This window comes from Lysinibacillus sp. JK80 (assembly GCF_027557635.1).
Lineage (GTDB): Bacteria > Bacillota > Bacilli > Bacillales_A > Planococcaceae > Lysinibacillus > Lysinibacillus capsici.
In genome coordinates, this window is sequence record NZ_CP058997.1 from 3,438,961 (window position 1) to 3,457,511 (window position 18,551).

The 18,551-nt window shown below is 37.2% G+C and carries 16 protein-coding genes and 1 other annotated feature; of the genes, 8 read left to right on the plus strand and 8 right to left on the minus strand.

Translation table 11 applies throughout. The features are described 5' to 3' along the window. Window positions 1-8 precede the first annotated feature (8 nt). From HXV90_RS17195 to HXV90_RS17215, 5 genes are read left to right on the plus strand one after another with little or no spacing between them, the layout of a single operon-like run. A complete protein-coding gene (locus HXV90_RS17195; RefSeq protein ID WP_054549920.1) occupies window positions 9-1,022 on the plus strand; it encodes an ABC transporter ATP-binding protein in 1,014 nt (337 codons plus the stop codon). Beyond that, the gene (locus tag HXV90_RS17200; protein ID WP_066038090.1) at window positions 1,019-2,011 is read left to right on the plus strand and encodes an ABC transporter ATP-binding protein; all 993 of its coding nucleotides are present in this window, start codon (window positions 1,019-1,021) and stop codon (window positions 2,009-2,011) included. The genes HXV90_RS17195 and HXV90_RS17200 overlap by 4 nt, the downstream gene beginning before the upstream one ends. 37 nt (window positions 2,012-2,048) lie before the next feature. Next, window positions 2,049-2,801 (plus strand): sensor histidine kinase, encoded by a 753-nt coding sequence (locus HXV90_RS17205; protein ID WP_269897663.1) that lies wholly within the window; start codon window positions 2,049-2,051, stop codon window positions 2,799-2,801. A gap of 38 nt (window positions 2,802-2,839) precedes the next feature. After that, window positions 2,840-3,538 carry a response regulator transcription factor gene (locus HXV90_RS17210; protein WP_004226027.1) on the plus strand — a complete coding sequence of 233 codons (699 nt, stop codon included), beginning with the start codon at window positions 2,840-2,842 and terminating at the stop codon, window positions 3,536-3,538. A gap of 22 nt (window positions 3,539-3,560) precedes the next feature. After that, a complete protein-coding gene (locus tag HXV90_RS17215; protein WP_269897664.1) occupies window positions 3,561-4,799 on the plus strand; it encodes a permease in 1,239 nt (412 codons plus the stop codon). Between the two features lie 35 nt (window positions 4,800-4,834). Here the strand turns inward: HXV90_RS17215 and HXV90_RS17220 are convergent, their stop codons facing one another. Then, on the minus strand, window positions 4,835-5,770 hold the full coding sequence (locus HXV90_RS17220) for a DUF4181 domain-containing protein (protein WP_066038092.1): 936 nt from the start codon (window positions 5,768-5,770) through the stop codon (window positions 4,835-4,837). Next, window positions 5,757-6,278 (minus strand): sigma-70 family RNA polymerase sigma factor, encoded by a 522-nt coding sequence (locus HXV90_RS17225; RefSeq protein WP_269897665.1) that lies wholly within the window; start codon window positions 6,276-6,278, stop codon window positions 5,757-5,759. The genes HXV90_RS17220 and HXV90_RS17225 overlap by 14 nt, the downstream gene beginning before the upstream one ends. Before the next feature lie 350 nt (window positions 6,279-6,628). On the opposite strand from HXV90_RS17225, the gene HXV90_RS17230 reads away from it, so the two are divergent. Continuing rightward, window positions 6,629-7,810, plus strand: coding sequence for a NupC/NupG family nucleoside CNT transporter (locus HXV90_RS17230; RefSeq protein ID WP_048391105.1), 1,182 nt, complete (start codon window positions 6,629-6,631; stop codon window positions 7,808-7,810). 135 nt (window positions 7,811-7,945) lie between these two features. Here the strand turns inward: HXV90_RS17230 and leuS are convergent, their stop codons facing one another. The 4 genes from leuS to HXV90_RS17250 form a co-directional block, all read right to left on the minus strand. Beyond that, window positions 7,946-10,363, minus strand: a complete 2,418-nt coding sequence (gene leuS / locus HXV90_RS17235; RefSeq protein ID WP_054549916.1) for a leucine--tRNA ligase — start codon at window positions 10,361-10,363, stop codon at window positions 7,946-7,948. Window positions 10,364-10,449: 86 nt separating this feature from the next. Continuing rightward, window positions 10,450-10,660, minus strand: a binding site (T-box leader). 65 nt (window positions 10,661-10,725) lie between these two features. After that, entirely contained in the window at window positions 10,726-12,468 is a 1,743-nt protein-coding gene (locus tag HXV90_RS17240; protein WP_269897666.1) for a SulP family inorganic anion transporter, read from the minus strand. Window positions 12,469-12,524: 56 nt separating this feature from the next. Then, window positions 12,525-12,872 (minus strand): ArsR/SmtB family transcription factor, encoded by a 348-nt coding sequence (locus tag HXV90_RS17245; protein ID WP_048391099.1) that lies wholly within the window; start codon window positions 12,870-12,872, stop codon window positions 12,525-12,527. Window positions 12,873-13,019: 147 nt separating this feature from the next. Continuing rightward, on the minus strand, window positions 13,020-14,198 hold the full coding sequence (locus tag HXV90_RS17250; RefSeq protein ID WP_048391096.1) for an MDR family MFS transporter: 1,179 nt from the start codon (window positions 14,196-14,198) through the stop codon (window positions 13,020-13,022). Between the two features lie 225 nt (window positions 14,199-14,423). On the opposite strand from HXV90_RS17250, the gene HXV90_RS17255 reads away from it, so the two are divergent. Together HXV90_RS17255 and HXV90_RS17260 are read left to right on the plus strand one after the other, a co-directional pair. Beyond that, the gene (locus tag HXV90_RS17255; protein ID WP_048391094.1) at window positions 14,424-15,380 is read left to right on the plus strand and encodes a tRNA modification radical SAM protein MnmL/YtqA; all 957 of its coding nucleotides are present in this window, start codon (window positions 14,424-14,426) and stop codon (window positions 15,378-15,380) included. Further along, window positions 15,377-15,955 (plus strand): tRNA 5-(aminomethyl)-2-thiouridylate-methyltransferase MnmM, encoded by a 579-nt coding sequence (locus tag HXV90_RS17260; protein WP_269897667.1) that lies wholly within the window; start codon window positions 15,377-15,379, stop codon window positions 15,953-15,955. The genes HXV90_RS17255 and HXV90_RS17260 overlap by 4 nt, the downstream gene beginning before the upstream one ends. Window positions 15,956-16,015: 60 nt before the next feature. Here the strand turns inward: HXV90_RS17260 and HXV90_RS17265 are convergent, their stop codons facing one another. After that, the gene (locus HXV90_RS17265; protein WP_269897668.1) at window positions 16,016-17,524 is read right to left on the minus strand and encodes an alanine/glycine:cation symporter family protein; all 1,509 of its coding nucleotides are present in this window, start codon (window positions 17,522-17,524) and stop codon (window positions 16,016-16,018) included. Window positions 17,525-17,650: 126 nt separating this feature from the next. Next, complete coding sequence (locus tag HXV90_RS17270; RefSeq protein ID WP_269897669.1) at window positions 17,651-18,457, minus strand: alpha/beta hydrolase; 807 nt, start codon at window positions 18,455-18,457, stop codon at window positions 17,651-17,653. Window positions 18,458-18,551: the final 94 nt, after the last annotated feature.

Consider the following 18,551-nt stretch of genomic DNA (forward strand, 5'->3'; position numbering starts at 1 on the left):
AAAAACGGATGAAACAAGAAACCGTGTTGGAAGTAAAAAATTTACAAACCTATTTTTATTCGAGTGAAGGGGTTGCCAAAGCTGTCGATGGGGTATCCTTTACTCTTCAAAAAGGAGAAACACTGGGCATTGTTGGTGAATCTGGTTGTGGAAAATCCATGACTTCCCTGTCATTACTTCGTTTAGTACCATCGCCTCCTGGTAAAATCATCAATGGCGAAATTTTATTAAATAATACAGACATTTTGAAGCTCTCAGATGAAGAGCTACGCAAAATTCGGGGCAATAAAATCTCGATGATTTTCCAAGAGCCTATGACAAGCTTAAACCCTGTATTATCCGTTGGAGAGCAAATTGCTGAATCCATTCGATTGCATCAAGGCTTATCACGTAAAGAAGCATGGCAAAAGGCTGTCGATATGATTCGCCTAGTTGGGATTCCTGCACCCGAAAAAAGAGCGAAGCAGGAGCCTTATCAGTTAAGTGGTGGGATGCGACAGCGCATTATGATTGCCATGGCACTAGCGTGTACACCAGATGTGTTAATTGCTGACGAACCGACAACTGCCCTTGATGTAACTATTCAAGCTCAAATTATTGATATTATTCAAAACCTGCAAAAACAACTAGGCATGAGCATTATCTTCATTACCCATGACCTTGGTGTTGTAGCAGAAATCTGCGATAAGATTGCTGTTATGTATGCGGGACAGGTTGTAGAAGAAGGCACAACAGAAAGTCTTTTTGAAAAACCGCTACACCCTTATACAAATGGATTAATTCAATCATTACCAAAGCTATATGAAGACCAAGAAGAATTATCTACTATTCACGGAACTGTCCCAAGTCCCTATAATTATCCAATTGGCTGCCGTTATGCAGAACGTTGCCCATTTGCTACAGATTTATGTCGTGAACAACAGCCTGAGCTTTTGACTGTTGAGCAAGGAAAAAAGGTAAGATGCTGGATGTACAGTAATGAATGGCAAGGAGAAACACTTATGAAGGAGCTGACAGTATGACAACAGCGCAACATACACAACCACTATTACAAGTAAATGATTTAAAGCAGCATTTTTTCTTAAAAAAAGAAAAGCTCTTCGGTCCACAGCAGGTTGTAAAAGCTGTGGATGGGGTGTCTTTCGACATCATGCCTGGTGAGACGCTCAGTATTGTAGGAGAATCTGGCTGCGGAAAATCAACAACTGGTCGTTCTATTTTAAGATTAGATGAGCCTACTGCTGGAGAGGTATTATTATTCGGTAAAAATTTAGTGAATATGAACAAAAAAGAGCTTCGTGCTGCACGCAAGGACATTCAAATTATTTTCCAAGATCCCTATGCGTCCCTTAACCCACGAAGAACCATTCGTAAAATGTTAACAGAGGCCATGTCTATTCAAAAAATTGTACCACCTGAGCATCAAGAAGCACGCATGATTGAATTAATGTCTCTTGTCGGGTTACGTCCTGAGTACTTAGAGCGTTATCCACATGAATTTTCGGGTGGTCAGCGTCAGCGGATTGGTATTGCCAGAGCCCTTGCTGTTAATCCTAAAATTATTATTTGTGATGAGTCTGTTTCTGCCCTAGATGTTTCCATTCAAGCTCAAATACTAAATTTACTAAAACAACTACAAAGAGATTTAGATTTAACCTTTTTATTTATCTCACACGATTTAAGTGTTGTTCGACATATTTCAGACCGTATTATGGTGATGTATCTTGGAAAGGTCGTAGAAATTGCTGATAAGCATTCCCTTTTTACTCAGCCACATCATCCTTATACAAAAGCACTGTTTTCTTCTATACCAGTCATTGATAAGCAGCATCGTAAGGAGCGCATTATTTTAAAAGGTGACCTACCATCACCTCTTAATCCCCCTACTGGCTGTAGCTTTCACACACGTTGCCCATTCGCAACGGATAAATGTAAAGCAGAAGTGCCAGCACTACGAGCGATCACTGCAACACATAAGGTAGCTTGCCATTTCGCAGAAAATTTAGTTTAATGTATCTTACACTTACAAAATAAACGGAGAGGTCATTATGTTACAACCAGAAACCTTCAACATATATATTCTCCTATGTGTAATTGCTCCAATTATTGGAGCTTTTCTGCTTACTTTTATATTTATTTTCGAAAAGCAAATCGATAGCCTTGAGGAGGAAAAAAGAAATTTAGAGCTTGAGCAGGATTTACAAAGAGCAAATATTCTCCAGTTGAATCAGCAAATACAGCCACATTTCTTTTTTAATGCATTAAATTCATTATTAAGCCTAGCTCGCATCAATCGGAAGGAAGATTTGGTTGCGGGCATTGAGGCTTTGGCAACATTTTTTAAATTTAAATACAATAATCATGAGGTGTTAATTGCGTTAAAGAACGAGATACAATTTGTCGATAGTTATTTAAATATTCAACAATTGCGATTTGGCCATCGTTTGACTGTAAATAAATATGTTGATGATGAAGCACTATCCGTCCAAATACCACCTTTTATTCTGCAGACTATTATTGAAAATGCCTATAAACATAGCTTTGAAAAACATATAGGACCTGCAGAGCTATCCATTACAATCAAAAAAATGGATAATAGCTTATTAATTGAAATTAAAAATACACAGCCTTTAGAAAAAATAGAAATGACTACTGAACAGGTAGTAGACGAACTGCAGCAAGGTTATGGGCTCGAAAATATTAGAAAACGGCTTGAGCTCATTTATAGGCTCGAAAATATTTTATTCTCGATTCAAAACAATGAACAGCATTACACTGTTACCATCCATGTTCCCGCTTAGGCATTCTATCAACTGGAAGGAGAAAGGAGTATCTCGCCATGAATATTTTAATCGCAGATGATGAGCCATTAGAGCTTGAGCAAATGATTTATTTATTAAAGCCACATTTTCCGAATTGGACCTTCCATACTGCCCAAGATGCCTCACAAGCTCTGCAATTAGCTAAGAAGCACCGTATGACTATCGCCTTTTTGGATATTCAAATGCCTGGGAAAGATGGAATCACGTTGAGCAAGGAATTAAAAGCGCTTTATGAGGTAGACATCATCATGGTAACAGCTTATCAAACCTTTGAATATGCCCAACAAGCATTGCGTATCGGGGTAAAGGATTATCTTACAAAACCAGTCATTGCAAGTGAATTAGATGCTATTGTGGAGAAATATAAGGTGTGGAGTTCTAACCATGATGCGATACAAAGCGCACTTTCCTATATTCATGAAAACTATTATGAAAAACTGAGTCTCAATATTATTGCTGAAAAAATTCATTTGAATCCGAGCTATTTAAGTCGTAAATTTTTGGAGGAGCAGTCTATTGGCATTAATGAATATATTAATAATTATCGCCTAGAAATGGCTGTAAAGAAAATCAATGAAAATCTTGACACAAGTATGTCTGCAATTGCTGAGAGCTGTGGTTTTAATAGTCAGCACTATTTTAGTGTTGCGTTTAAGAAAAAATATAATCAATCACCACGTCAATATAAATCCTCTAAAATGAGTAAAGGTCTTTAATAGTATGCTAAGGAAGTTTTCATTGCTCGTTCCATTTGCAAGTTTAAGCACAGCAGCAGGAGTCATTATTCTTTTAGCGAGATGGATTAATGGTAATTTATTATTGTCCTCTCCTTCAGCCCTTATTTCTTTTGGTTTTATGGCGGGCATTTGTTATACATTAGCAACAGCTATTTCATTTATCATACTTGGCTCATTGCTGAATAAGAGCGATTACACACAAAATCAGCATACACAAAGCTTTTTGCTCTTTACCATACAGCGTAAATTGTCTGGAATGAATTTAAAGGTTATACGTCTATTTTACTTGTTAACAGGTATTGAACTTTGGCTTATTCAATTAATAAGCATTAGTGTATTGTCTGAAATTATGTTAAATATTCCAGTCCCTATTACACTTTTTTTCTTTTTAATCGGCATCTTACTTCTTGACCGCATCATGTCAGTGAAAAGTATACTATGGTTGGAAATTTTATTTATTATTGCTCTTTTTTCATTACTTATTTTTATCCCTATTTATTACTTTGTACTAAATGGGGCAAGCACAGTATATGAGGGTATTCGCTTATATCACCCTTATTTATTTTATTTTAAAAATAGCGAAATTCTGCTGTTCTATGTCATTATTCAACTAGCCGTTTTAGGACAAGTATTTTTTGATAAATCAACATGGTATTTAATTGCCTTTATAAAACCTAAAAAAGTACGTAGCAGTCTGTTTTCCTCAGGTGTAATTTTAGCGTTATTAACGCTATCATTTACGGCAATTTTAATGATTGCCCTATATAGCGGATCATTTGGCCAATTCCAAGTACTGATTTTTACGTTTTTATATGAAGTACAACCAGGCTTTCTGACATTTGCTTTTCTCGTCATTGTCCTATTAGCCATTGTCACAACCTTGCTTGTAGACATGCGGGCAACGAAACGTTTTTTTGTGACGAAAAGACCCTATTATTTCTATTTGATCGGCCTGATGATTATTTTATTCACCTGTTTCTTATCTATCGATTTAACGATTTTAGGTGTTATTTATTCTTTTGCCTTTATGCACATTACCATGCTACCGTTTGTGTTAATCCTTTTATTTACGAATCGCCATATTCATAAGCATAGCTGGCTTGTCATCCTGCTATCCATCATCATTGGAATTGGTGTTGGTTTAAGCTTTAATACGCTTTACGGATTAGCTACCAGCTTTATGATCTCGAGTATTTATCAATTAATGCTTCAGACTGAAACGATGGAAAAAAATACCTGAACTCGAGATTATTCGGGTTCAGGTTTATAAGTTATTTAACTGATATAAAATAAAAATAGGATTAGTGATAGCAAGCCAACAATGGCCGAACTAATGGAAAGATAATGTCTTTTTTCCTCTCGACCATAGTAATAGTCAATGAAAATAGAGCTGAAAAGGCTGACAACTAAATATCCTCCAATGATAACAGTAAATAAAATCCACCCTTTAATTATGATCACCATGAGCATCATGGTATTCAAAATTTTAATAACCCAAACAGCACGTCTATGATGACTATTGACATACTCCTTTGGTATATTAAACATTTTCCTCATTAGTTTATCGCCAAGCATTTGGATAGCTAGAAAAATAACTAGCATAACGATTAAACCTGACATTCCAAATTTAGCATCATCATTGAGAATAAGATCTAAATAAGCCTTGGCCAAATCTTTATTTTCTACTTTATAAAATGAATTGTTATCATAATCAACAATTCCGATATCCTCGTCGTTTATGAACATTTTCAGCTTCATAACCTGACCTTTTTCAAATTCTACCCAGACATCACGTTGTAATCTAAAAAAAGTACGCTCATTCATTTGAGTCACTGTAGCTTGCTGTAATAGTTGTTGTAATAACACTTTTTCTGAACTTTGCTCCATTACTCGTTGTCCAATGACCCACCCAGGTCTTCCAGCCTTAAAGATCTCCTCATCCGAATTGTAAATCATTGTATATTTCTTTATTGATTGCTGCTGTGCTAATTGAACAATTGAAGCATGTTGCGTTTGCTCTATCTGCCCTAATGGACCGATTTCTATTATCAATAGAAACATAACTATCGCGCCTATGATAATCAAAGGATATGACCAGCGTCTTGTCTTTTTTGTTTGCCGCACTTGCCGTAAAATATCCTCCTGTAAGGATTTCGTAAATCGTGGTGCTTCGCCAAGTTCTTGATCCAATTTCTCTTTAAAAGTTGTCATTCATTAACACCTCCCACTTACTATTCGCTAATTTTTCCTGTAACATTTTTCTTGCTCGATGCAATCTGGTTTTAACTGTATTTTCTGCACATGTAAGAATATCTGCAATTTCTCTAACCTTTAATTCCTGATAATAATAAAGGATGACGACTTCTCTATAAGTAATAGGTAACTCAAATAAAGCATTTGTTAATGTTGTCCGTTCATCCTGTGCTAATAGCATCGTTTCTGGTGTTCGTTTACTTGCACCAATATGCAATTTTTCCAACAGTTGATGGCGTTTATTTTTCCAGCTTCGCAAATAATCATGACTTTTATGTACAGTTATTTTAACTAAATAGGTCTTTAGAGATGCTCTTTGTTCAAAGCGATCCTGCTGCAGATAATAAGAAAAAAAGACATCCTGGACTATTTCTTCTGCCATCGCCCAATCCTTTACATAAAGAAAAGCCACTCGTAAGCAATATTCTCCGTGTTCTTCCATAATGGCCACTAAATGCTCACTCATCCAAACACCTCCTATAAACATTCACCCTATAGTCGTAACCCGAACTTAGTTGGTTTCAAAAAAAATCGAAAAGTTTCGTTAACATGAAGGTCATAAAAAGAAAAAATCCTCACACAATAAGAGGGTATTTTTTATGAATAGTAACTCCTAAAGAAATAACCTACATTTTTAAGAGTGAATTTATTTGTATGCCATGTTGCATACTTTTTTTCTTTTATCTATTGAATAACTAGCAAAAAAACTGTTATAGTGAGATTGTTTGTCTGACGTCTGACTAATTAAGATCTTTAGCTGTTCTTCTGAAATTGGAACATTAGGACAAAATATCACAGATACTTATGGAGGAACTTATGAGATACTTAATATCCTTTTGTGGATTGTTACTTGTTTTTGCCTTAGCTTTATTAATGAGTAAAAACAAAAAAGAAATAAAATATAAATATATAGTGATTATGTTGATCATCCAATTTTTATTGGCAGCTTTACTACTTAATACAACGGTCGGCTATGTGCTAATCAAAGGAATCACCAAAGTGTTTGATCACTTATTGTCCTATGCAAATGCAGGTATATCATTTGTTTTTGGTGGCTTAGCAAATGAAGGCGAATCACCCTTCTTTTTAACAGTTTTATTACCGATCGTCTTTATATCTGTTCTGATTGGGATCTTGCAGCATTTTAAAATTCTTCCTTTTCTGATGAAATGGGTAGGTTTATTTTTAAGTAAAGTAAGTGGCATGGGGAAATTGGAATCCTATAATGCTGTTGCTTCTGCTATGGTAGGCCAATCCGAAGTGTTCATAACTGTTAAAAAGCAATTAGATAAGATTGCACCACAACGTATGTATACATTATGCGCTTCTGCTATGTCGACTGTTTCGATGTCAGTAGTTGGAGCTTATATGACGATGATTGAGCCAAAGTATGTTGTTACGGCCATTGTATTAAACCTGTTTGGTGGATTTATTATTGTTTCCATCATTAATCCATATACTGTGGATGAAAAAGAAGATATCTTAACAATTGAAGATGAACAGAAGCAAGCGTTCTTTCAAATGATTGGCGAATATATTATGGATGGCTTTAAAGTAGCCATCATTGTTGGGGCAATGCTTATTGGTTTCGTAGCATTAATGGATTTAATCAATTCATTATTCGATATGATTATCGGTATATCTTTCCAAGAAATATTAGGCTATATCTTTGCGCCAATCGCTTTCCTAATGGGTATCCCATGGGCAGATGCTGTGGCTGCTGGCGGTATTATGGCAACCAAATTAGTAACAAACGAATTTGTTGCTATGATTAACCTTGGCGATGTTGCCGAGTCCATGAGTGAACGTACATTAGGTATTATTTCTGTATTCCTCGTATCTTTTGCCAACTTTTCATCAATCGGGATTATTTCGGGAGCTGTAAAAGGTTTGAATGAAAGGCAAGGGAATGTCGTTGCTCGATTTGGACTAAAGTTGTTGTACGGTGCTACACTCGTAAGTATCCTAACAGCTATTATTGTGGGATTGATTATTTAATTGTATCAGGAGCTATTTATTGAACTGCACTCAGTTAGATGGGTGCAGTCCTTATTTTATTGCTTAAGCTCTAAATTAAAAAATGTACATTACTAAAATTGAATTTAGTAATGTACATTTTTATTTTATATCTCTTTATTTTACGACAATATTGACAAGTTTGCCTGGAATAACGATGATTTTCACTAAGCTCTTTCCTGCCATGTATTCTTGAACCTTTTCATCAGCAAGTGCTACTTTTTCAATATCCTCTTTTGAAGCATCTTTTGCTACGACGATCTTAGCACGAACTTTACCAGCAACTTGTACAGCAATTTCTACTTCATCATCCACAAGCTTTGCTTCATCATATGTTGGCCATTGCTCATATGAAAGAGTTGAATCGTGTCCTAATAGTTGCCATAGTTCTTCTGCAATATGTGGAGCGATTGGAGCTAGCATTTTCACAAAGCCTTCAGCATAAGTCGTTGGAATCACATCAGCTTTATAGCAATCATTAATAAAGACCATCATTTGTGAAATAGCTGTGTTAAAGCGGATGCCTTCATAATCCTCTGTCACTTTTTTCACTGTTTGGTGGTATGATTTTTCAAGTGATTGATCGTTAGACACTTGAATTTTTGCTGAAATTGCGCCATCTTCTTCACTGACAAATAGACGCCAGATACGGTCTAAGAAGCGACGTGCTCCATCTAAACCATTTGTAGACCATGCAACAGAAGCCTCTAGTGGGCCCATGAACATTTCATATAAACGTAATGTATCGGCACCATGTGACGTAATGATTTCATCCGGGTTGACAACATTGCCCTTAGATTTAGACATTTTCTCGTTACCTTCACCTAGAATCATTCCCTGGTTAAATAATTTTTGGAATGGCTCTTTTGTATGAACAACACCTAAATCATAGAGAACTTTATGCCAGAAGCGAGCGTATAGTAAATGTAATACAGCATGCTCCGCACCACCAATATAAATATCAACAGGTAACCAACGTTTTAGTAACTCTGGGTCTGCAATCGCCTCTGTATTTGTAGGGTCGATATAGCGTAGGAAGTACCAGCTCGAACCTGCCCACTGCGGCATTGTATTTGTTTCACGACGTCCTTTTTTACCTGTCTCTGGATCGACAACATTTACCCATTCTTCAATATTTGCTAATGGTGATTCACCAGTACCTGATGGACGGATATTATCTGTTTTTGGTAGCATTAAAGGTAATTCTGATTCTGGAACTGGCGTAATCGTGCCATCTTCCCAATGAATCATTGGAATTGGTTCACCCCAATAACGCTGACGGGAGAATAACCAGTCACGTAGACGATAAGAAATTTTCTTCTCCCCTACACCTTTTTCCGCTAACCATTCAATGGCTTTCGCAATGCCATCTGCTTTATTTAAGCCATTCAGGAATTCAGAGTTAATATGTTGACCATCACCTGTAAATGCTTCTTTGCTAATGTCTCCACCTTCAAGTACAGGAACGATGTCTAAGCCAAATTCAGTTGCGAATTCATAGTCACGTTCATCATGTGCTGGCACCGCCATAATAGCACCTGTACCATAAGACACTAACACATAGTCAGCAATCCAAATCGGCACTTTTTTACCGTTAATCGGATTCACTGCATAAGCACCTGTAAATACACCTGTTTTTTCTTTCGCTAAATCTGTACGCTCTAGGTCGGATTTCATTTTAACTTTCTCTAAATAAGCCTCAACAGCTTGGCGTTGGTCAGCTGTTGTAATTTGTTCCACTAATTTATGCTCTGGTGCAAGCACACAGTATGTAGCACCAAACAATGTATCAGGACGTGTTGTGAAAACTGTGAAGTTTTGATCTGAACCGTCAATGGCAAATGTCACTTCTGCCCCTTCTGAACGGCCAATCCAATTGCGTTGCATATCTTTAATAGATTCAGGCCAATCAACTTCTTCTAAGTCATCGATTAAACGATCAGCATAGGCTGTAATTTTAAGCATCCACTGCTTCATTGGTCTGCGTTCTACTGGATGACCACCACGCTCTGATTTCCCATCAATTACTTCTTCGTTAGCTAATACCGTGCCAAGTGCTGGACACCAGTTAACAGCTACTTCATCCACATAAGCTAAACCTTTCTTATAAAGCTGGATAAAAATCCATTGTGTCCATTTATAATACTCTGGATCAGTTGTGTTAATTTCGCGATCCCAATCATAGCTGAAGCCTAGCTCTTGAATTTGACGTTTAAATGTCGCAATATTTTTAGCTGTAAATTCAGCTGGATCATTCCCTGTATCAAGTGCATATTGCTCAGCTGGTAAACCAAAAGCATCCCAGCCCATTGGATGAAGTACATTATAGCCTTGCATACGTTTAAAGCGTGATAGAATATCAGTTGCCGTATACCCCTCTGGATGGCCTACATGTAGTCCTGCGCCAGATGGATAAGGGAACATATCTAAAGCAAAGAATTTAGGCTTCGCTGTTTCATTTTCAGTTTTAAATGTTTTGTTATCAGCCCAATATTGTTGCCACTTTTTTTCAATTTGTTCATGATTAAAACTCATTTTTTTTCCTCCTTCGATTGATCGTGCTGCTCTCCATCATAATTGACAAAATATTTAAAAAATAAAAAAACTCGCCCCTTTCTTATAGAAGGGACGAGAGAATTTGTACTCCCGCGGTACCACCCAAATTAGTGATTACACTCGGCTCAAGCTTCCTTAACGCGGAAGAAACGACACACGCTGTTTCACGCGGGCAGACTCAGAAGGCGAGTTCAACTTGCATTCTTACTAGCTCCCACCAACCGCTAGCTCTCTAAAAAGAACCACAAATCTACTATTCCTCATCACAGTCTTTACATGATATTGCATTTATTCTAATGGAAAGTATTGAAAAGCACAAGCCTTTGTTTACAGCTTACCCATTACTGAACAATTAAATCCTTTTCTTCCTTAGACTTTGATAAATCCTGACATTCATGAAAAGCAAAGTGCTGACAACCAATACATTGATTGACGTTTAAATAATGGAAAGCTTTTGTAATCGCTTCTCCAGTATGCTGAAAAAAATGCTGCGCGCCTATTTTATCGTAAAGTCCATTGTGCTGAAGAGCATCCTTTAAATCTCCTTGCACACCCGTTACCAAAATAGTACCGCCCTGTGCTGTATAATTTTCAATGATATTACTAAAATATGCTTCTCCAGTAGAATCCATAAAGGGCACTTTCCCCATCCGTAATATCAAAACTCTTGAGTGCTGATGCAAAGTACTTTCAATCGTTTGTTCAAACATTTGTGCAGCACCAAAAAACAACGGCCCTTCAATTGTGTACATACTAATTTGCGGGCAATCATGCTGCTGATGCACTACATGTGGCTGTACCTTTTCACTTTTATTTGAATGATCTGGAAGTACTTTTGTAACAACAAGCTTTTCACTCATGCGTTTTGCAAATAATAGCACAGCCAGCACAAGCCCTACCTCAACTGCTAATGTAAGACTAGTGAATACCGTTAATAAAAAGGTAATCAATAATACCAGTGAGTCGCCTGATTTTAATTTTGCGATATGTGAAAAATGATGTCGTTCACTCATATTCCAAGCTACGACCATCAATACCGGAGCCATGCTTGCTAACGGAATATGAGATGCATATGGAGCTAATAACAATAATGTGATTAAAACAAACACACCATGAATGATACCAGACATAGGAGATACTGCGCCTGTTTTGATATTGGTCGCTGTACGTGCAATGGCGCCTGTTGCTGGAATACCACCGAATAAAGGCGTCACAATATTAGCAATCCCCTGACCGATTAACTCACGATTACTGTTATGCTTACTATTTGTCATCCCATCCGCCACAACTGCCGATAATAAAGACTCAATACCACCTAGCATTGCAATGACAAACGCTGGGCCAATAAGTTGTTGTAATCGTTCGAGCGTGATGTTCGGTAAGGCGAAATGAGGTAATGTATTAGGAATTTGACCATAAGCCGTTGCAATGGTAGCAACTTGTCCTGAAAAGAAGAAAGTTGCCATAAGTGTAGAGACAACGATACCCGCTAATGCTCCTGGAACCTTTGGAAAAAACTTTGGAGTTATCATTATTGTCGCCAAGCATACGACAGCAGTAAGAATACTATACGTATTTGTCGTACTAAGCTGCTTAATGATTTCCTGTATGTTGGCGATAAAATATTCATGCCTTTTAACATTTGTGAGCCCTAGAAAGTTAGCGATTTGACCTGTAAAAATAATCACTGCTATCCCTGCTGTAAAACCAACTGTTACAGGACGTGGAATAAACTTAATTAGAGTCCCTAACTTAAAAAAGCCCATGACACAAAGCAATACCCCTGCCATTAAACCCGCAAGTAATAAATCTTCATAGCCATAGGTAAGAACAATCCCCAATAGAATTGGCACAAACGCCCCCGTAGGCCCACCTATTTGATATTTAGAACCTCCAAAGAGAGAAATAAGAATACCTGCAATGCAAGCCGTATAAATCCCATATTCAGGTTTCACACCCGATGCTATGGCAAAGGACATGGCAAGTGGAATAGCAACGATTCCCACAATAACCCCTGACAATAAATCCTTCTTTACATGTTGAACTGAATATCCTTCAAAGCGTCCTGTAAACAGTGACTTCATAGATAAATCTTCCCTTCGAAATAATAAGCAAAGCCCAATTTTTCATCATCATTGATTTACTTATTCTCTTCGTCACCTTCATTACTTGTCATTTCCTCTAATCTCGAAATGGTATTAACCAAATGGTTATTAAAAATATCCTTTGCCACCCCAAGTAATGCACCAATCATTGGGTCACTTAAAGAATAATAAACTTTTTTTCCTTCCTTCACGCCATAAACAATATTTTTAGCACGCAATACACTTAATTGCTGAGAAACAGCAGAACCCTCTTTCTCTAAGCAATCTTGAATCTCATTGACACTTTTCTGTCCATCTACAAGGAGTTCAAGTATTCTGATGCGTAACGGATGTGCTAATGCTTTGAAAAAATCCGCTTTAAACTGTTGTAAGCCCTCGTCCATAAAAAACCCCTCCATATAACTACACATTCAAATATTTGAATATGTATGATTGTAATCCTGTCACAACATTTTTTCAATATCTACTATTAAAAAAAGAACAAAAACAAGTGCTTAACACTCGTTTTTGCTCTTTTCAGTGCGACATTATTAATCTGCTACTATTTTGTTCTTCTTTAAAGGATAATCGTATGTTAAACATGGAATAATCGCCAATAGTACGATGACCACCAATGTTAAAACGAGAGGAATCATGCCAAATTGATCTACCATAATACCACCAAATAGTGGACCAATCATCCGTCCTCCAGTAGCAGCACTATTGATAATCCCTTGATAGAATCCTTGACGACCTTTTGGTGCCAGTTGATTAGCAATCGTTGGTAATGCAGGCGTATAAAACATTTCACCAAATGTTAAGACAAGCATCGCTGCTCCAAACATTTTAAAATCGTTTGCAAAGGCAATAATACCAAAGGAAAGTGCAATCAGCGTTACACCAAATACTAACTGACGCTTTAAATTGTGTTCCCACCGCTTTACGAGCGGTGCAATGAGTGGTTGCCCAATGACAATTAGAAGACCGTTGATTGTCCAAAGTAAGCTATATTGCTTTAATCCCAATCCTAAGTCTTGTGTATAAGATGAAATGGTTGCACTCCATTGAGAATATGCTAGCCAGCATAAAACGGAGGATGCACTAATTATTAACAAAGCATAGAAAGGTGCCTTGTTTACAATTCGCTTACTTTCGCTCAAGACATTTTTAGGTGCAATACTGCCCGCCTCCAAACGCTTAAATGTAAATAAAGCAATGAAAAAGAATAAAATATACATACCTAAATTCACTTTAAACACATAGTCAAATTGATAATCTGCCACTATACCGGCAAGGGCGGGACCTACGGCAACACCGACATTTTGTGCTAAATAGATAGTATTAAAAGCCTTACGTCCACCTTCTGGCCAGGCAGCCCCAGCTAAGGCAAACATACCTGGGAAAACAATACCCCCACTAAAGCCTAGTATCGTTAAAAACCACACATAATGTGGCCAACCGTGCCAAATTGTTAAGCCAATTAATGAAGCAATCGTTAACAGGATACCAAGCATAATAGCTTTATAGCCACCAATTCTATCAAATAAGTAACCACCTAATAGATTACCTAATACTCCAGCAGCAGAATTCAGCATTAAGACAAAACCAGCCATAGCTAAAGATTTGCCTAAATAATCATGCATATAAATGGCATTCAAAGGCCATAAAAAAGAGTTGCCTGTTGTGTTCACAAGCATTCCGATAATTAAAAACCAAACACGTTTTGGCATAGGATGACCTCCATTATTTCGCTTCTCTAAATAGTTAGTGTATGCTGAAATACTTAAAAGTACAAGGAAAATAATTTTACCTTTTATACAAGACTTCTATCCTATTTTCAATCGTATTTAGTTTTGTTCCTTTCCATTTTTCTTTATCCAAATCATGATATTACCCTTACCCCATGACGGAACGAAATGCACATGATAGAATAGAGCGTTAGAGGAGTGAAATAAATGACAGAGACGAATTTTCCTTTTCCTTCAGAGGGGAAAAGATACTATACATGGAATCGCTATTTACGTGACCAATTTGGTCATAAAGTATTTAAAGTGGCATTAGATGCAGGATTTGATTGCCCTAACCGCGACGGCACAGTTGCTTTCGGTGGCTGTACATTTTGCAGTGCTGCAGGTTCTGGTGATTTTGCTGGTAATAAGGTAGATCCAATTGATGTTCAATTTGCTGAAATCCGAGACAAAATGCACCAGAAATGGAAGGATGGCAAATACATGGCCTATTTCCAAGCCTACACAAATACACATGCCCCTTTGCCAGTTTTAAAAGAAAAATTTGAGGCAGCTTTAGCGCAAGAAGGTGTAGTAGGTCTTTCTATTGCTACTCGTCCTGACTGTTTACCCGATGATGTTGTCGAATATTTAGCAGAGCTAAATGAGCGGACGTATTTATGGATTGAGCTCGGTCTACAAACGGTGCATGAGAAAACGGCTAATCTTATTAATCGTGCCCATGATTATGCAACGTATGTGGAAGGCGTTGAAAAATTGCGTAAGCATGGCATTCGTGTTTGCTCACATATCATTAACGGATTGCCTCTCGAAGACTATGACATGATGATGGAAACGGCACGAGCAGTTGCACAATTAGATGTCCAAGGCATTAAAATCCACTTACTTCATCTATTAAAAGGAACGCCTATGGTGAAGCAATATGAAAAAGGTATGCTAGAATTTTTAGATCAAGATGTATATACAAAACTAGTAGCAGACCAATTAGAAATTTTACCACCAGAGATGGTCATTCATCGTATTACAGGTGATGGACCGATTGATTTAATGATTGGACCCATGTGGAGTGTAAATAAATGGGAAGTACTGAATGGCATTGATGCTGAGCTTGAACGTCGTGGTAGTTGGCAAGGGAAGTTGTATAAGGCAGAGGTTATGAAATGATACTACAACGCGTTTTACAATATGCCCAGCAGTTATTAAAAGATAATATAAAAGAGGGAGATACAGTTGTTGATGCAACTGCTGGAAACGGCCATGACACATTGTTTCTGGCACAGCTTGTTGGGGATGAAGGGCAAGTTTATGCCTTTGATGTCCAAAAAGAGGCGGTTGACGCGACACTCCTCCGACTTTTAGATAATGGTTTAGAACATCGAGCACTCGTTTTAAATAAAGGGCATGAAGAAGTTACACAGTTTGTACACAAGCCAGTAACTGCGGCAATCTTCAATCTCGGCTATTTACCTGGTAGCAACCATGATATTATTACAAGACCTAATACAACAATCCAAGCCATTGAGAATATATTAAAGCTCTTAAAAGTTGGCGGTTTGATTGTTCTTGTTATTTATCATGGTCATCCAGGTGGAAAAGAAGAGCGTGATAAGGTCATTGATTATGTAAGCCAACTGCCACAAAAATATGTTCATGTCTTAAAATACGCATTTCTGAATCAACAAAATGATCCACCCTTCGTCATTGCATTAGAGAAAATGAAAGAATATCCTATTCAATGATTACATGCTAAAAGGCGATCAGTAGTTTCTATCAAACTAGCTGATCGCCTTGCTCTTTATCTACTTGTTATTGCGTTTTTCATTATAGTCAACCCAGAAATCTGCACCTTTAATTCCTAGTTTACGAGGATCAAAGACTGGGTCTTTTCCTTCTTTTTTCTGTTTCTCGTAATCTTTTAATGCGACAATAGCTGGTTTCATGATAATTAAAATAGCTATAACGTTAATCCAAACCATCAAACCAAGACCTACATCTCCCATTGCCCATGCTAGACCAGACGTACGGATTGTACCATAAAAGGCTGCAACTAAAATGGCAATTTTCGCAATCCAAATGAATACCTTTTCTGTGCTACCTCTAAATAAGTAAGCGACATTTGTCTCTGCAATATAGTAGTAAGCCATGATTGTTGTAAAGGCAAAGAAGAATAACGCAATGGCTACAAATGGAGCACCAAAGCCAGGTAATGATGAGTCAACTGCATATTGTGTATACGCAGCTCCTGCTTCAATACTTTTCGCAAAAGTCATTTGCTCATCGCCTGCTAATCCACCACTATTAAATTCTCCAATATGGATAAATGGATCTGCTCCCTCAGCTGCCTTTTCATCTTGTACATTGTACATACCTGTAAATAAAATCATAAATGCCGTAGCAGAACAAATTAATAATGTATCAATATAAACAGACGCGGCTTGTACAATTCCTTGCTTAGCAGGATGTGATACTTCCGCAGCTGCCGCAGGGTGAGCACCAGTTCCTTGACCAGCCTCATTAGAGTAAATTCCACGTTTAACACCCCAAGCAATCGCTGAACCAATAACCCCGCCAAAAATTTCTTGAGCACCAAATGCACTAGAAAAAATTAATCCGATAACTGTTGGTACTTGTGAAATATTCATAAAAATAATGACAATTGCCATAATGATATAAGCTAATGCCATAAATGGTACAATAATTTGAGCAGCGTTTGCAATTGATTTAATACCACCAATGATAATAGCACCTAGTAACACAACAATTATAAGTCCTGTGATCCATGTATCCAAACCGAAAGCGTTTTCAACAGCACCTGCGATGGCATTTGACTGCACACCAGGCATCAAAATTAACATTGCTATTAAAGCCGCCACAGCAAAAATTACTGCAAACCATTTTTGACCCATTCCTTTTTCTATGTAAAAGGCCGGTCCACCACGATATTCTGTATCTTTCTCTTCTTTATAGATTTGAGCTAATGTTGATTCTACATACGCGGTAGCCGCACCAATGAAAGCGATTGCCCACATCCAAAAGACAGCACCAGGTCCTCCCATTCCAATTGCTGTCGCAGTACCAGCAATATTACCTGTACCTACACGTCCTGATAATGCGATAGACATTGCTTGGAAAGAGGATATTCCCTTTTCCGATTTCTCCCCTTTAAACATTAAAACAAACATATCTTTAATGTGCCTTACCTGTAGGAACCTTGTGATAATTGAGAAAAATAACCCAATCAATAAGATACCATAAATAAACCATGGTCCCCATAAAATACCATTCAACTTCTCCACAATTACATCCATTTTACCCCTCCAATTTAAAATACCTTACTTTAGATCATTATAGTATTACACTTTTCAGAAAATTACAATATTATTTTTGAGTAACAATATTTAAGTAAGTAACCTAGTAAATGGAAGGGGATAAACCTATTTAATTATATAACCAATTCTTCGAAGAGCATTATTAATAAAATCTCGTGTATACATATAAATTTCTTCGCGCTCTCCCTCATGAAATAAATTATGATAACAATTTGCCCATTCTTTAAACTGAAATTCTGTGAATTCCTGTTGATGAAGCCAATTTCGGGTTTGGCGAGTGTCCGTAATTTTATCCTTCTCAGCTGTCATAATTAGCATAGGCATATTAGGCATTTCACCTTTAGGCAGCATCACTAAATTTTTCATCATTTGCTGAAGTTCTCGATACCATTTCACAGAAACAACAGACATGAGCGGTACATCATCTTTCATTTCTTCTCTGCCTTCAACACTACGCGTTAATTTCTCTAATGTAATATCATGTGTCAACTTAACATTGGCTGTTAACGCACTTAGACTTGTTAAAGCATTTGTTAATTTACCTGGTAATAGCTTTAGTTGCAACCAAGGTGATGTTAAAATAATGCCTGCACATTCATATTGTCTCTTTTGCAGTGTATGGAGGATTAATGTTGCACCTAGTCCATGCCCTATTACAAAGGTTGGTAAATTATATGAAAAAGCATTTTCAATCAGGTTTCGTGTATACTTATTGTACAATTTGAAGTCTTCATCATGGACTCTAGCAAATCTTGCATTACCACCATGATTCGGTAAATCCCCCATGACTATGTGGAAGCCTTCTAATCTTAATTTCTCTATCAGCCATGCATACCAACGGTGATTTTCATAAGCACCATGAAGAATAGCAATCACAGCTTTTGCTTGTCCATCAGCTTCCCATTTCCACATTTACATAGTCCTCCTAAAAAATAATTACACTTTGATTATATCGAAATAAATAGCACATTTTAATTTTATATTTCCATAAAGTTGCGTATTTGAT

Excerpts from the sequence above, each read along its gene's own strand:
- HXV90_RS17195 (WP_054549920.1), top strand. The coding sequence starts at position 9 with ATGAAACAAGAAACCGTGTTGGAAGTAAAAAATTTACAAACCTATTTT.
- HXV90_RS17200 (WP_066038090.1), top strand. The coding sequence starts at position 1,019 with ATGACAACAGCGCAACATACACAACCACTATTACAAGTAAATGATTTA.
- HXV90_RS17205 (WP_269897663.1), top strand. The coding sequence starts at position 2,049 with ATGTTACAACCAGAAACCTTCAACATATATATTCTCCTATGTGTAATT.
- HXV90_RS17210 (WP_004226027.1), top strand. The coding sequence starts at position 2,840 with ATGAATATTTTAATCGCAGATGATGAGCCATTAGAGCTTGAGCAAATG.
- HXV90_RS17220 (WP_066038092.1), bottom strand. The coding sequence starts at position 5,770 with ATGACAACTTTTAAAGAGAAATTGGATCAAGAACTTGGCGAAGCACCA.
- HXV90_RS17225 (WP_269897665.1), bottom strand. The coding sequence starts at position 6,278 with ATGAGTGAGCATTTAGTGGCCATTATGGAAGAACACGGAGAATATTGC.
- HXV90_RS17230 (WP_048391105.1), top strand. The coding sequence starts at position 6,629 with ATGAGATACTTAATATCCTTTTGTGGATTGTTACTTGTTTTTGCCTTA.
- leuS (WP_054549916.1), bottom strand. The coding sequence starts at position 10,363 with ATGAGTTTTAATCATGAACAAATTGAAAAAAAGTGGCAACAATATTGG.
- HXV90_RS17240 (WP_269897666.1), bottom strand. The coding sequence starts at position 12,468 with ATGAAGTCACTGTTTACAGGACGCTTTGAAGGATATTCAGTTCAACAT.
- HXV90_RS17245 (WP_048391099.1), bottom strand. The coding sequence starts at position 12,872 with ATGGACGAGGGCTTACAACAGTTTAAAGCGGATTTTTTCAAAGCATTA.
- HXV90_RS17250 (WP_048391096.1), bottom strand. The coding sequence starts at position 14,198 with ATGCCAAAACGTGTTTGGTTTTTAATTATCGGAATGCTTGTGAACACA.
- HXV90_RS17255 (WP_048391094.1), top strand. The coding sequence starts at position 14,424 with ATGACAGAGACGAATTTTCCTTTTCCTTCAGAGGGGAAAAGATACTAT.
- HXV90_RS17260 (WP_269897667.1), top strand. The coding sequence starts at position 15,377 with ATGATACTACAACGCGTTTTACAATATGCCCAGCAGTTATTAAAAGAT.
- HXV90_RS17265 (WP_269897668.1), bottom strand. The coding sequence starts at position 17,524 with ATGGATGTAATTGTGGAGAAGTTGAATGGTATTTTATGGGGACCATGG.
- HXV90_RS17270 (WP_269897669.1), bottom strand. The coding sequence starts at position 18,457 with ATGTGGAAATGGGAAGCTGATGGACAAGCAAAAGCTGTGATTGCTATT.